Origin of the sequence: Kitasatospora sp. NPDC002227, assembly GCF_040296285.1 — a bacterium.
Classification (GTDB): domain Bacteria; phylum Actinomycetota; class Actinomycetes; order Streptomycetales; family Streptomycetaceae; genus Kitasatospora.
Map to the genome: position 1 here is coordinate 100,816 of NZ_JBEOWY010000011.1, position 13,073 is coordinate 113,888.

Below are 13,073 nucleotides of genomic sequence, written 5' to 3' on the forward strand. Positions count from 1 at the left end.
ACCTGACGTTGTAATCATCAGCTGACGAAGTCGCGGAACCGGCGTTGACCCTGCCCGGAGCACGATCCAGAGTCTTTAACCAGAGAGTGGATCGGCCGATACAGGGAGAGGCAATGTCCGGGGTCACCATGTCCTGGAGCATTCCGGTCAATTCCGACGGTAGCTCCGGGGACAACCAGATAGACGCAGCACAGCTTTGGGCCGGCCTTCTTCACAAGGCCGAGAACCCGGTCGCCTATGTGCCGGCAATCACCGATTGCCGGGTGCTCGACCGATTCCCCGGTGGTTTCACCCGGGAGATCCGCAAGGACGGCCGCACGGTCTTCCAGCGGGTCGAGGTCTCGCCCGAGGAGCTCTGCATCGTCTACCGCCAGCCCGGTGACCCCGAGCTCGAGTTCATCATGAACCAGATCGACCGCGGCGCGGACGGCGGGCTCCTGATGACGATGGCCGTGAGCCTCGCCCCCGAGGCGACCGAGCGCGCGCTCGAGGAGAGCAGGTTCATCGAGGCGACGGACGCCTACTTCACCGATGCGCTGAGGTCCGTGGTCGACGAGATCCGGGCCGGGTCGGGCGGACTCGACACTCTCATCGCGGCGGCCTGAGACCGCGTACATCTCCAAGCACAGGAGGAAGCTGATGACCGCACGCTTCGACGGCAAGGTCGCCCTGGTCACCGGAGGCGGCTCCGGGATCGGCCGGGCCACGGCACTCGCCTTCGCCCGCGAGGGCGCGACGGTGATGGTGGCCGGGCGCGAGCCGAGTGAGCTCCGGGACACCGTCGCCCTGATCGAGAAGGAGGGCGGCGTCGCCGACGCGCTGCCCGCCGACGTCACCCACGGCATGGACGTGATCCGCCTGGTCAAGACCACGGTGGAGCGGCACGGCCGGATCGACATCGCCTTCAACAACGCCAGTTACGCCAGCGAGCCGACCCCGCTCGCCGAGATCTGCGAGGCGGTGTGGGGCGACGTGCTCTCCACCAACCTCACCGGCGTCTGGCTGCTGATGAAGCACGAGATCGCCCACATGAAGGAGAACGGCGGCGGCGTCATCATCAACACCGCGGCCAACATCGGCATCCACGGCCGGGTCCCCGGCTTCGGTGCCTTCGCCGCCTCCAAGGCCGCGCTCTCCACGCTGACCCGCACCGCCGCCCGCGAGTACATCCGCGAGGGCGTCCGGATCAACGCGATCAGCCCCGGCTCGGTCGACTCCGAGGCCACGGTGCAGGTCCAGCAGGACTCGCCGATCGGCCGGGTCGCCCGGACCGAGGAGATCGCCAACACCGTGCTCTGGCTCGCCAGCGAGGAGTCGAGCTTCGTGGTCGGTCACGACCTCGTCCTCGACGGTGGCGCCACCGCCTGACGGCACTCCCCGGGGTGCCCGGCACCCCGGGGCCCGTCCCTGAGCCTGTCTTCTCACATCGGCGCAGTCACGAACGAAGGCCACTGACCATGACCGCGGTGACCGCACGAGTCCCCGGCTCGAAGAGCATCACCAACCGCGCCCTGCTGCTCGCCGCGGCGGCGGCCGGCCCCACCAGGCTCGACGCCCCGCTGGAGAGCGAGGACACCGTCGCCTTCCGCACCGCCCTCACCGGCCTGGGCATCGAGGTCGAGCAACTCCCTGGCGATCCCGAGGAGTTCGGCTCGCAGGCCTGGGTGGTGCACGGCGCCGGCGGGCCGGTGCGGGGCCCGGCGCGCATCTGGTGCGCCGACGCCGGTACGGCCGCGCGCTTCCTGCCCGTGTACGCCGCGACCGGCCGGGGCGAGTTCCGCTTCGAAGGCACCGAGCAGCTGACGGTGCGTCCACTGCGGCCGCTGACCGAGGCCCTGGCCTCACTCGGCGCCGAGGTCGAGCCCGGCGAGAGCGGCGGCCTGCCGCTCACCGTCCGGGCAGCCGGTCTGCGCGGCGGGGCCCTGAGCCTCGACTCGCGGACCAGCAGCCAGTACCTGACCGGTCTGCTGCTCTCCGCCCCGCTGATGCGCGAACCGCTCACGGTGGCGGTGGCCAACCTGGTCAGCCGCCCGTACATCGACATGACCATTGCCCTGATGCGGCGCTTCGGCGGCAGCGTCACGGAGGACGGGGCCGGCACCCTGCGGGTGGCGACCGGTGGCTACACCGGCACCACGCTCAGGGTCGAGCCGGACGCCTCCACCGCGAGCTACCTGTTCGCGGCCGCAGCCGTCACCGGCACCGCCGTCACCGTGCCGCACCTGGGCAGTGACAGCCTCCAGGGCGACCTGGGCTTCGTCCACGTGCTGGCGAAGGCCGGCGCCGAGGTGGAGATCACCCCCGAGGCGACCACCGTCACCGGCACCGGGCCGCTGCGCGGCGGCTTCGAGGTCGACATGGGCGACATCTCCGACACCTTCATGACGATGGCCGCCATCGCCCCGCTGGCCGACGGCCCGATCACCATCACGGGCATCGGCCACGCCAGGCTCAAGGAATCCGACCGGATCGCCGCCGTCGCCGGGAACCTCCGCGCGCTCGGCGTCCAGGTCGAGGAGGGCCCGGACCGGATCACCGTCCACCCCGGCACTCCCACGGGGGCGCTCATCGCCTGCCACCGTGACCACCGGATCGCCATGGCCTTCTCGGTGCTCGGGCTCCTGGTGCCCGGCATCACGCTCGACGACCCGCGGTGCGTCGGGAAGACCTTCCCCGGCTTCCACGAGGAACTGCGCCGTCTGTTCGGCGAACAAGCTTGACCGAACGCGTTCTTGCCAACCCCCCAACACATACGAGGAAGTAGAGCCAAGATGGCCAAGATACTCATTGCCGGTGGCGGTATCGGCGGGCTCGCGACGGCGCTGAGCGTCTCCCGCCAGGGTCACGAGGTCGTCGTGCTGGAGGCCCGTGACGCCTTCACCGAGCTCGGCGCCGGCATCCAGCTCGGCCCGAACGCCTTCAACGCCCTGGACCAGCTGGGCGTGGGCGACGAAGTCCGGGCCCGCGCCGTGCACATCGACGAGCTCCGCTTCATGGACGGCACCACCAGCGAGCACGTCGCCTCCATGCCGCTCACCGGTGCCTACCGCGAGCGCTTCGGCAACCCGTACGCCGTCGTGCACCGGATCGACATCTACGCCCCGCTGCTCGAGGCCTGCCAGGCCTCCGAGGCGATCGAGCTGCGCACCGGCTGCCAGCTGGTCAGCTACCGCCAGGACGCCACCGGCGTCACCGCGGTGCTCGGCAACGGCGAGGAGGTCTCGGGCTCGGCGCTGATCGGCGCCGACGGCATCAACTCCTTCGTCCGCAAGCAGCTGGTGGGCGACGGCTTCCCGCAGGTCTCCGGCCACACCATCTACCGCTCGGTCATCCCGATGGAGAAGGTGCCCGAGGAGCTGCGCTGGAACACCGTCACCCTGTGGGCCGGCCCGAAGTGGCACTTCGTCCACTACCCGATCGGCGGCGGCAAGTACTTCAACCTGGCCGCCACCCGCGACGACGGCGCCACCGAGGCCGTGATCGGCAAGGCCGTGGAGAAGGACTTCGTCCTGAACGAGTTCCCGATGCTGGGCGAGATCCCGCGCCAGCTCCTGGAGCTCGGCGAGAACTGGAAGGCCTGGGTGCTCTGCGACCGCGACCCGATCGACACCTGGACCGACGGCAAGGTCGTGCTGATCGGCGACGCCGCGCACCCGATGCTGCAGTACGCCGCCCAGGGCGCCTGCCAGGCGGTCGAGGACGCGGTCGTGCTCGGCCGGCTGATCGGCGCCTGCGAGCTGGACTTCGCCGAGCGCTTCCAGCAGTTCAACGCCGAGCGCCGCGAGCGCACCGGCGCGATCCAGCTGGTCGCCCGCGAGATGGGCAAGCAGGTCTACCACCCCGTCGGCGAGGGCGCCAAGGCCCGCAACGAGATGCTCGCGAGCCTGAGCCCCGAGCAGATGTGGGACAAGGTCGAGTGGCTGCACGGGGCGAAGGTCTTCGCCAAGTCCGAGCAGACCACCGAGACCCCCGCGATGGCCTGACCCGGATATCGAACACCGGCCGTCACCGAGCGAGTTGACTCAGTGACGGCCGGTTTCCCACGGGCTCCCGCCTCCGGCCGCACGATGGTGGTTGGAGTACCGAGGACCCAGCTACCGAGATGAGTGGACAGATGCAGTTCGGGATCTTCACCGTCGGCGACCTCACCGCGGACCCGCTGACCGGACGCCCGCCGACCGAGCGCGAGCGGATCAAGGGCACCGTGGCGATCGCCCTCAAGGCGGAGGAGATCGGCCTCGACGTCTTCGCCACCGGCGAGCACCACAACCCGCCGTTCGTGCCCTCCTCGCCGACCACCCTGCTCGGCTACATCGCCGCGCAGACCGAGCGGATCATCCTCTCCACCTCGACCACGCTGATCACCACCAACGACCCGGTGAAGATCGCCGAGGACTTCGCCACCCTCCAGCAGCTCGCCGACGGCCGGGTCGACCTGATGCTCGGCCGTGGCAACACCGGCCCGGTGTACCCCTGGTTCGGCCAGGACATCCGCCAGGGCATCCCGCTGGCGATCGAGAACTACGCGCTGCTGCACCAGCTCTGGCGCGAGACCAACGTCAACTGGCAGGGCAAGTTCCGCACCCCGCTGCAGGGCTTCACCGCCGTGCCCCGCCCGCTGGACGGCGTGCCGCCGTTCGTCTGGCACGGCTCGATCCGCAGCCCCGAGATCGCCGAGCAGGCCGCGTACTACGGCGACGGCTTCTTCGCCAACCACATCTTCTGGCCGAAGGAGCACTTCCAGAAGCTCATCGAGCTGTACCGCACCCGGTACGCGCACTACGGCCACGGCACGCCCGAGCAGGCGGTGGTCGGCCTCGGCGGGCAGATCTACATGCGGCCCAAGTCCCAGGACGCGATCCGGGAGTTCCGTCCCTACTTCGAGAACGCCCCGGTCTACCGCGGCGGCCCCTCGCTGGAGGAGACCATGGACCAGACGCCGCTGACGGTCGGCAGCCCGCAGGAGATCATCGACAAGACGCTGAGCTTCCGCGAGACCTTCGGCGACTACCAGCGCCAGCTCTTCCTGCTCGACAGCGGCGGCCTCCCGGTCAAGACCGTGCTCGAGCAGCTGGACATCCTCGGCGAGGAGGTCCTGCCGGTGCTGCGCAAGGAGTTCGCCAACGGGCGCCCGGAGTCCGTCCCGGCCGGCCCGGTGCACCCCGCCCAGGCCCACTAGGACCGTACGACTTCGAGGAGGCCGCACGATGCCGAAGCTTGCCGTGATCAGCGCAGGGCTCAGCCAGCCCTCGTCCACCCGCCTGCTGGCGGACCGGCTGGCCGCCGAGACCGACCGGCTGCTGCCCAGCGAGATCCACGTGGTCGAACTGCGGGACGTCGCCGGTGACATCACCAACAACATGCTGACGGGCTACCCGAGCCCGGCGCTGCGCGCCGAGATCGAGGCGGTGACCGGGGCGGACGCGCTGATCGCCGTCACCCCCGTCTTCTCGGCCTCCTACAGCGGCCTCTTCAAGTCCTTCTTCGACGTGCTCGACACCACCGCCCTGCGCGGCAAGCCGGTGCTGATCGGCGCGACCGGCGGCTCGGCCCGGCACTCGCTGGCCCTGGAGTACGCGCTGCGCCCGCTCTTCGCCTACCTGCGCGCCCAGGTGGTGCCGACGGCCGTCTTCGCGGCCTCGGAGGACTGGGGCTCGGCGGGCGGCAACGACAGCCTCGGCGGCCGGATCACCCGCGCCGCGGGCGAGCTGGCCGAGGCGCTCGGCCGGCAGCCGGAGCGCGTCGAGCAGGTCGAGGTACTCATCCCGTTCGAGCAGCAGCTCGCCGCCCTGCGAGCCCGTCCGTGAGCCGCCTCTGCGTGCCGGAGCAGGCGTTAGCCCTCCCGCCGCTCGTCGAAACAGCCGTACCGCCCCGACCGGAGAGCAAGGACATGAGCACCGACCAGGCCAAGCCGCGCGAGCACGAGCGGGTGCCGCAGCATTTCACCGCCCGGATCACCGCCGACGGCTCCTCCGGCTGGCCGGTCGAGGCGGGCAAGTACCGCCTGATCGCCAGCTGGGCCTGCCCGTGGGCCCACCGGGTCATCCTGACCCGCAGCCTGATGGGCCTCCAGGAGGCCATCCCGCTGGCGATCGTCGACCCCGTCCAGGAGATGATCGACGGCGAGTACCACTGGGTGTTCAGCGAGGAGCACGGCGGCCCCGGCGGCAAGGACCCGGTGCTCGGCATCCACGCCCTGCGCGAGGCCTACTTCAAGGCCGAGCCCGGCTACACCGGCGGCGTCTCGGTGCCCGGCCTGGTCGACGTGGCCAGCGGCAAGCTGGTCAGCAACGACTTCGAGCGGCTCACCCTGGACCTCAACACGGAGTGGAAGGCGCTGCACCGCGAGGGTGCGCCGGACATCTACCCAGAGGCGCTGCGCCCGGAGATCGACGCCGTGGCCAAGGAGATCTACCAGGACGTCAACGTGGGCGTCTACCGGGCGGGCTTCGCCAAGACCCAGGCCACCTACGACCGAGCGGTGAAGGCCCTGTTCGCCCGCCTGGACGCCCTGGAGGAGCGGCTCAGCACCCGCCGCTACCTGGTCGGCGACCAGATCACCGAGGCCGACCTGCGGCTGTGGCCCACGCTGATCCGCTTCGACCCGGTCTACCACGGCCACTTCAAGTGCAACATCCGCCAGATCCGCGACTACCCCGCGCTCTGGGGCTACACCCGGGACCTCTACCAGACCCCGGGCTTCTCCGAGACGGTCAACTTCGAGCACGTGAAGCGGCACTACTACGCCACCCACGACTTCGTGAACCCGACCCGGATCGTCGCCCACGGCCCCGACCCGGAGCTGCTGCTCACCCCGCACGGGCGCGAGTCGCTCTGACGGCCGGGCCGGATTCGAGCTGTCGTACGATCGGAGGGACCGGTCCGACGGGGGTCGGGCCGCCGCTCTCCGGGGGATCGAAGACCATGCGCGTACTCAACCGTGCCCTGGCCGCCACGGCCGGGGCACTGGTGCTCTCCGGCCTGCTCCCGCTCCAGGGGGCCTCGGCCGCCGACCCCGAGCCCCGCAAGCTCTGGGTGTTCTGCTCCAACATCGGCAACGGCGACCTGTTCGACCCCAAGGACAGGCACGTCGCCATCCCCGGCGGTACGGACGCGCCCTCCTGGTGCCGGGTCGGGTACGCCCTGGACGACAGCCGGAACGGCTACGTGCCCACCGACGTCAAGCTGACGCTCTCCGCCGAGTCGGTGGCCGCCTCCGGCTACACCGCGCAGCAGCTGGCCGGGATGGTCCAGGTCCGCACCGGCTACACCTCCACCCTCGGGCACGACTGGCTGCTCCGGCACTGGACGGTGCGGCCGGACGGCTCGCTCACGCTCACCGTCCCGGCCAGCACCGGCGCCGACCGGTCCTACGGCGGGCTGTACCTGCAGCTCACCGGCGCCCCGCGCACCGGTACGGCGCCGCTGAAGGCCACCCTCGAACCCACCGATCCGGCCTACGCCGGCGGCAAGGTCGAGGTGAGCTACGACTGGACCGGCCAGGACGGCTTCCAGCCGTACACCCCCGGCACGCCGGGCACCTTCGTGCCGATGACCCCGGCCCGGCTGCTCGACACCCGCCAGGGCCTCGGCAAGGTCGGCCCCGGCCGCTCGGTCGGCGTCAAGATCGCGGGCGTCTCCGGGGTGCCCGCGACCGGCGTCACGGCGGTGGTCCTCAACGTGACCGCCACCCGCGGCACCGCCGACAGCTACGTCACCGCCTACCCGCACGGCGCCGAGCGGCCCACCGCCTCGAACCTCAACTTCCGGGCGGGCCAGACCGTGCCGAACCAGGTGACGGTGCCGGTGCAGGGCGGCATGGTCGACCTGTACAACTTCGCGGGGGACGTCGACCTGATCGCCGACATCAGCGGCTACTACCTGGCCGGCGACAGCGGTCAGCGGTACAACCCCGTGGCGCCCAAGCGGCTGATGGACACCCGCAGCGTGTTCTACGACCACTGGGCCCCGGTCGGCCCCGGCGGCACGGTGACCCTGGACATCGCCAAGGAGCACCCCGACGCCACCGCCGTGACCCTGAACGTGACGGCCACCCGGTCGACCGCGGGCGGCTACGTCACCGCGTACCCGCACGGCGCCGCCCGCCCGACCGCCTCGAACCTCAACTTCACCCCCGGGCAGACCGTGCCCAACCAGGTGACGGTGCCGGTGCGGGGCGGCAAGGTGGACCTGTACAACTTCGCCGGGAACGTCGACCTGGTCGCCGACCTCAGCGGCTACTACGCCGCCACCGGCGCGGCCTTCGTGCCGACCGGGCCGACCCGGGTGCTGGACACCCGCAAGGACCCGGGCAAGCCGGCGGCCGGGGGCAAGGAGTTCGACATCCGGCCGAACTCCTGGAAGTACGGTGTGCCGCCGTTCGGCGTCACCGGGGTCGCGATGAACGTCACCGTGACCAGGCTCACCGCCCCGAGCTACCTCGCCCTGCGCCCCACCTCGGGCTGCTCCTGGGACCACGAGTTCCGCCCGCTGGACTCCACCTCCAACCTCAACTTCACCGCCGGCCAGACCGTGGCCAATGCGGTGACCACGGCGGTGGGCCCGCTGGAGACCTGCGGCGGTTACGAGTTCACCAGCGCCGTGGGCATCTACAACAACGCCGGCACGGTGGACGTGATCGCCGACCTGAGCGGCTACTTCGTCAAGGACTGAACCGCGGCCGGTCGGCGGGGGCAGAATAGGTCGTGTGACCGATCTCGCCGACCGGCTGCGCCAGGTGATCCCCGCCTCCGCCGTCGTCACCGATCCGGACGTGCTGGCCGCCTACCGGTACGACATGGCGGGCTTCTGCGCGGCGGGGGAGCCCGCCGTGCTGGTGCTGCCGGAGACGGTGGCGCAGGTGCAGCACGTGCTGCGGACGGCCACCGCCCTGCGGGTGCCGGTGGTGCCGCAGGGGGCCCGGACGGGCCTGTCGGGGGCGGCCAACGCGGTGGACGGCTGCATCCTGCTCTCGCTGCTGAAGCTGGACGCGATCCTGGAGATCGACCCGGTCAACCGGATCGCCGTCGTCCAACCCGGTGTGCTCAACGCCGAGTTGTCCCGGGCCGTGGCCGAGCACGGGCTGTTCTACCCGCCGGACCCGTCGAGCTGGGAGTCCTGCACGATCGGCGGCAACATCGGCACCGGCGCGGGCGGGCTGTGCTGCGTCAAGTACGGCACCACCAGCGAGTACGTGCTCGGGCTCCAGGTGGTGCTGGCCGACGGCGAGTTGGTCAGTACCGGGCGCCGCACCGCCAAGGGTGTCGCCGGGTACGACCTGACCAGGCTGCTGGTCGGCTCGGAGGGCACGCTGGGCGTGGTGGTGGAGGCGGTGCTCGCCCTGCGGCCCGCCCCCGCGCCGCAGTTGGCGCTGGCGGCGGAATTCCCGAGCGCCGAGAGCGCCTGCGCGGCGATCTGCGCGGTGATGGCCGGCGGCCACACCCCCTCGCTGATGGAGCTGATGGACGCCACCACCGTGCGGGCGGTCAACGCGATGGCGGCGATGGGCCTGCCCGAGTCGACCAGGGCGCTGCTGCTGGTCGCCTTCGACGGGGTGGATCCGGCCGGCGAGCTGGCGGCGGTGGCCGAGCTGTGCCGGGCGGCGGGGGCCACCGAGGTGGTCCCGGCGGAGAGCCAGGCCGAGTCCGAACTCCTGCTGCAGGCCCGCCGGTTGGCGCTTCCGGCGCTGGACCGGCTGGGCACCACGATGATCGACGACGTGGCGGTGCCGCGCTCCCGGCTGGCCGAGATGCTGCGCGGGGTGGAGGCGATCGGGGAGCGGTACGGGCTGACCATCGGGGTGGTCAGCCACGCGGGGGACGGCAACACCCACCCGGTGGTGGTCTTCGACGCGGCGGACTCCGAGCAGACCGAGCGGGCCAGGGCCTCCTTCGAGGAGATCATGGCGCTCGGCCTGGAGCTGGGCGGCACCATCACCGGCGAGCACGGCGTCGGCCTGCTCAAACGCGACTGGCTGGCACGCGAGTTGGGCCCGGTCGGGCTGGAGCTGCAGCGGCGGGTCAAGGCGGCCTTCGATCCGCTCGGCATCCTCAACCCGGGCAAGACGCTCTGAGCGGGCCCGCTCCGCTGTGAGCCCCGGGCGCGCCAGGCCTGCCCGCGCGCCCTCCCCGCCCGCCCCGCCGGCCCGGCCGTTCGGTGGAAATCGCCGGTGGCCGCCGGAGTGTCCGCCCACGAAGTGGCCGTCCACGGAGTATGCGCGCCCGCCGGCAAAGTCACGCTAACGGGCGAAAAGGAGATCAACTGCTGGCGGCCTGCCGTGCCGGTCGGCGAGTCTTTCTCTCGGCGTCGCAGCCGCAGGGGTTCATCTGGCCGTGAACTCCGGCTAACAGCACAGCACTTACGTAACAACCGACCGGCGGAGCTGATGCCCCGTCAGTCACCTGGAGGATTTTCATGGCTCGCATTCGCACCCGCCTGGCCGGCCTGCTGGTCGCCGCCCCGCTCGCCGCCGGGCTGCTGCTCGCCGGAGCAGGCGCGGCCGCCGCGGACAACGGTGCCTTCGCCGGCAACGGATCCAACAGCAGCGTGGTCTCCAACCACGAGAGCGGCAACATCTTCGGCTCGGTGGACGGCAACTACAACACCACCCAGCAGACCGCCACGGGCTCCGGTGCCTCCAACCAGAACAACAACTTCCAGGTCGACCACAACTCCGGCTTCGTCTTCAACGACCAGTCCAACCGCGACTACCACTTCGTCTTCGCGCCCGTCTTCCACTGACCGGCCCGGTCTCCCCACCGGCGGCGGGGGCGTCGCCGGTGCGCCACGGGGGCCGGTCCGGGTGAGCTGAGCACCCGGACCGTACGGCCCGCGTGGCGCGGGGGAGCAGCCGGCCGGCCAGGAGCGGGGAAGGGTCACCTCCTCCGGGCAGGCGGAGCAGACGGAGCGGGGCGGTGCCGGGACCCGGCACCGCCCCGCTCCGTCCGTGTCCGGCGGCCCGCTACCGCCGCCCGGTCAGCGTGGCGCCGACGCTGGCCGCCACCACGCAGGCGATCCCGGCCAGCTGGACGCCGCCGAGCAACTGCCCCAGCACCACCATCCCGACCAGCGCGCTCACCGCCGGCTCCAGGCTGACCAGCACGCTGAACACCCGCTGCCCGAGCCGCCGCACCGCCGTCATCTCCAGCGCGTACGGGAGCACCGGCAGCAGCAGCGCCACCCCGGCGACGGCGAGCAGCAGCAGCTCCGGGTGCGCGGCGGTGGACAGCCCGTGCCAGGCCGGGCCGATCCCGAACGGGGCCAGCGCCACGGCGCCCACCGCGAAGGAGACCGCCAGGCCTTCGAAACCCTCGAAGACGGCGCCGACCTTGCCGGTGAAGAGGATGTACGCCGCGTAGCAGGCCGCCGCCCCGAAGGCGCAGGCCAGCCCGGTCGGGTCGAGACCCCCGCGGCCGCCGCCTTCGCCGAGCAGGGTGAGCAGCGCCACCCCGCCCGCCGCCAGCAGGGCCCAGAGCAGGTGGCTGAGCCGCCGGGAGAAGGCGAGGGCCACGCTGAGCGGGCCGAGGAACTCGATGGTGGCGGCGGTGCCCATCGGCAGCCGGTCCACCGCCCCGGCGAAGAGCAGCGTCATGCCCGCCGAGGCCAGCCCGAGCAGCACCCCGATGCCCAGCTCCCGCGGGCTGCGCCCGCGCAGCCGGGGCCGGGTGAGGGCCAGCAGGATCACGGCGGCGAAGGTGATCCGCAGGAAGGTCGCCCCGCCCACGCCGAGCGGCCCGAACAGCGGCTGGGAGAGCGCGATGCCCAGCTGCACGGTGAACATCGCCGCCACGCAGAGCAGCGGCGCCGGGACGGCTGTGCCAAGTCGTCGCCAACCACCACGCTCGCCGGAGGGCTCGCCCGGAGCGGGCAGCAGGACGTCGGCGGAGGTGCCCGTCGAGGGCTCGTAGGTGGTGGACATCTGCCGAGTGTGCAGTAAGGGGTGACCAGGGTGCAAACCTGTTACCAATATGTGGACGGCCGAGCCCCGCCGCTGCCGCCGGCCGGGTGAATCGTGCCCGCACCACCGGCGAGCCTGCCGCCCTCGGGCGAGGGGGCGTCAGTACCACCGAAGAATGCGCTACTTAGGACCGGCAGCCCTCGCGACGGCCACCCTCGTCCTGCTGCTCGCCACCGATCCCCTCTCCCAGGTCACCGAGGCACCGGCCGGCCCCGCCCGCCGGGTCGAGCTCGCCGGGGCCGTCCGCCCCGCCCCGCAGCCGCCCCCCACCGTCCTGCCCGACTCCAGGAGGAAGCGGGACGCGCTGCCCTCGAAGGTCTTCACCGGCCCCGGCTTCGACGCCTGCAGCGCCCCCGAGCTGAGCACCATGCGGGCCTGGCGGGACGCCTCGCCGTACCGTGCCGTCGGCATCTACGTGAGCGGGGGTCAGCGCGCCTGCGACCAGCGGCGGCTCACCCCCGACTGGGTCCGCCAGGTGCGGGGCATGGGCTGGCAGCTGCTGCCCACCCACGTCGGCCGGCAGGCCCCGTGCAGCGCCCTGCCGCACAAGCCGGACCGGATCGACCCGGCCCACGCGGTGGACCAGGGCCGGGCCGAGGCGGCCGACGCCGCCCGGGCCGTCCGCGCCCTGGGCCTGGGCCAGGGCACCCCGGTCTACCTCGACATCGAGACCTACCCGGGCGGCGACGCGGCCTGTACCAGAGCCGTGGTCGACTTCGCCCTCGGCTGGACCCAGGCCCTGCACGAGAGCGGCTACCACTCCGGCTTCTACTCCAGCGCGGACTCCGGCATCCGCGACCTCTCCGCCGCCGCCCGCGCGGGCAACTCCCCGATGCCCGACGTGGTCTGGTACGCCCGATGGGACGACCGCGCCAGCACCGACGGCACCGGCGCCCTCGGCGCCGACCAGTGGGTCTACCACCAGCGCGTCCACCAGCACCACGGCGACGTCCGCGAGACCTACGGCGGAGCCACCCTGGCCGTCGACCGCGACCAGCTCGACGGCCTGGTGGCGCCGTGACGTAAGCGAGGTCTCACTCCGGGCGAGGCGGCTGACAGCGGGCGCCGGGACCGACAGAATCGGGCTGAGCAGCCATGGCTACCGGTCAGTAGCCGG

At 71.9% G+C, this 13,073-nt stretch carries 12 protein-coding genes; 11 read left to right on the plus strand and 1 reads right to left on the minus strand.

All coding sequences use genetic code 11. From position 1 onward, the window contains the following. The first annotated feature begins 113 nt into the window (after positions 1-113). The 10 genes from ABT095_RS12785 (at position 114) to ABT095_RS12830 (ending at position 10,740) form a co-directional block, all read left to right on the plus strand. On the plus strand, positions 114-605 hold the full coding sequence (locus tag ABT095_RS12785) for an AtaL-like protein (RefSeq protein ID WP_350529378.1): 492 nt from the start codon (positions 114-116) through the stop codon (positions 603-605). A 34-nt stretch (positions 606-639) separates the two neighbouring features. After that, positions 640-1,368: an SDR family NAD(P)-dependent oxidoreductase gene (locus ABT095_RS12790; protein WP_350529379.1), complete on the plus strand. Its 729-nt coding sequence runs from the start codon at positions 640-642 to the stop codon at positions 1,366-1,368. Between the two features lie 89 nt (positions 1,369-1,457). Continuing rightward, entirely contained in the window at positions 1,458-2,720 is a 1,263-nt protein-coding gene (gene aroA, locus ABT095_RS12795) for a 3-phosphoshikimate 1-carboxyvinyltransferase (RefSeq protein WP_350529380.1), read from the plus strand. Between the two features lie 51 nt (positions 2,721-2,771). Next, the gene (locus ABT095_RS12800; RefSeq protein WP_350529381.1) at positions 2,772-3,983 is read left to right on the plus strand and encodes a 3-hydroxybenzoate 6-monooxygenase; all 1,212 of its coding nucleotides are present in this window, start codon (positions 2,772-2,774) and stop codon (positions 3,981-3,983) included. Between the two features lie 131 nt (positions 3,984-4,114). Then, positions 4,115-5,179 carry a CE1758 family FMN-dependent luciferase-like monooxygenase gene (locus ABT095_RS12805; RefSeq protein ID WP_350529382.1) on the plus strand — a complete coding sequence of 355 codons (1,065 nt, stop codon included), beginning with the start codon at positions 4,115-4,117 and terminating at the stop codon, positions 5,177-5,179. 28 nt (positions 5,180-5,207) lie between these two features. Then, positions 5,208-5,807 (plus strand): FMN reductase, encoded by a 600-nt coding sequence (locus ABT095_RS12810; protein ID WP_350529383.1) that lies wholly within the window; start codon positions 5,208-5,210, stop codon positions 5,805-5,807. 83 nt (positions 5,808-5,890) lie between these two features. Next, positions 5,891-6,838: a glutathione S-transferase family protein gene (locus tag ABT095_RS12815; protein WP_350529384.1), complete on the plus strand. Its 948-nt coding sequence runs from the start codon at positions 5,891-5,893 to the stop codon at positions 6,836-6,838. An 86-nt stretch (positions 6,839-6,924) separates the two neighbouring features. Then, positions 6,925-8,673: a hypothetical protein gene (locus ABT095_RS12820; protein ID WP_350529385.1), complete on the plus strand. Its 1,749-nt coding sequence runs from the start codon at positions 6,925-6,927 to the stop codon at positions 8,671-8,673. A 34-nt stretch (positions 8,674-8,707) separates the two neighbouring features. Continuing rightward, the gene (locus tag ABT095_RS12825) at positions 8,708-10,072 is read left to right on the plus strand and encodes an FAD-binding oxidoreductase (RefSeq protein ID WP_350529386.1); all 1,365 of its coding nucleotides are present in this window, start codon (positions 8,708-8,710) and stop codon (positions 10,070-10,072) included. A gap of 341 nt (positions 10,073-10,413) precedes the next feature. Next, a complete protein-coding gene (locus tag ABT095_RS12830) occupies positions 10,414-10,740 on the plus strand; it encodes a hypothetical protein (protein ID WP_350529387.1) in 327 nt (108 codons plus the stop codon). 220 nt (positions 10,741-10,960) lie between these two features. On the opposite strand, the gene ABT095_RS12835 is transcribed toward ABT095_RS12830, so the two are convergent. After that, the gene (locus tag ABT095_RS12835; RefSeq protein WP_350529388.1) at positions 10,961-11,917 is read right to left on the minus strand and encodes an EamA family transporter; all 957 of its coding nucleotides are present in this window, start codon (positions 11,915-11,917) and stop codon (positions 10,961-10,963) included. Positions 11,918-12,071: 154 nt separating this feature from the next. Here ABT095_RS12835 and ABT095_RS12840 point away from each other — a divergent pair, with 154 nt between their 5' ends. Further along, positions 12,072-12,977, plus strand: a complete 906-nt coding sequence (locus tag ABT095_RS12840) for a glycoside hydrolase domain-containing protein (protein WP_350529389.1) — start codon at positions 12,072-12,074, stop codon at positions 12,975-12,977. Positions 12,978-13,073 lie beyond the last annotated feature (96 nt).